The sequence below is a fragment of the Rhizobium quercicola genome, assembly GCF_021168455.1.
Lineage (GTDB): Bacteria > Pseudomonadota > Alphaproteobacteria > Rhizobiales > Rhizobiaceae > Ferranicluibacter > Ferranicluibacter quercicola.
In genome coordinates this window covers 1-618 of sequence record NZ_JAJOZR010000036.1, presented here as the reverse complement: position 1 = coordinate 618, position 618 = coordinate 1, and the positions used below count along the sequence as shown (strand labels likewise).

General features: G+C 49.0%; 1 protein-coding gene. It reads left to right on the top strand.

Annotated features, from left to right (window positions below):
• The first annotated feature begins 109 nt into the window (after positions 1-109).
• Positions 110-544 carry an IS200/IS605 family transposase gene (gene tnpA / locus LRX75_RS23235; protein ID WP_231816933.1) on the top strand — a complete coding sequence of 145 codons (435 nt, stop codon included), beginning with the start codon at positions 110-112 and terminating at the stop codon, positions 542-544.
• Positions 545-618 lie beyond the last annotated feature (74 nt).

Sequence of the window (618 nt, the reverse complement as noted above, 5' to 3'; positions counted from 1 at the left end):
TTTAACAAAAGAAAACCTCCGCCTATGGCGGAGGATTGGAAGAGTTCTACGCGGTATGAAAGAAACCACCGGGCTTGGATCACGAAGTGATCGAAGACCGGAGGTTATAATGGACGATAACCATCTATCACATGCGACATGGGACTGCAAATATCACATTGTATTTGCTAGCAAATACAGGACGAAGCGGCTTTACGGAGACCTTCGCCTTGAGTTGCGCGACCTATTTGTCAGGTTGAGCCAGCAAAAGGGATGCCGGATCGAGGAAGGTCACCTCATGCCGGATCATGTCCATATGCTGATCTCGATCCCACCGAAATACTCGGTGGCGCACATTGTCGGCTTTCTGAAAGGGAAGACGGCGATCTATGTTGCCAATAAATACGCAAAGAAGAGAAAATACCGAGGCTATCATTTTTGGGCACGAGGCTATTTCGTGTCCACCTTGGGCTATAATGAGCAGGTCGTCAGACACTATATCCGGAACCAGGAAAAGGCCGATAAGGCTTCTGACCATGCAGACCTTTTCAAGGGTTCCTACTAACTTGTAACAAAACCACTTCAAGTGGTCCAAGCGCAGCGTCCCAAACCTCCGCCTCTGGCGGAGGTCTATGACTT

Excerpts from the sequence above, each read along its gene's own strand:
- tnpA (WP_231816933.1), top strand. The coding sequence starts at position 110 with ATGGACGATAACCATCTATCACATGCGACATGGGACTGCAAATATCAC.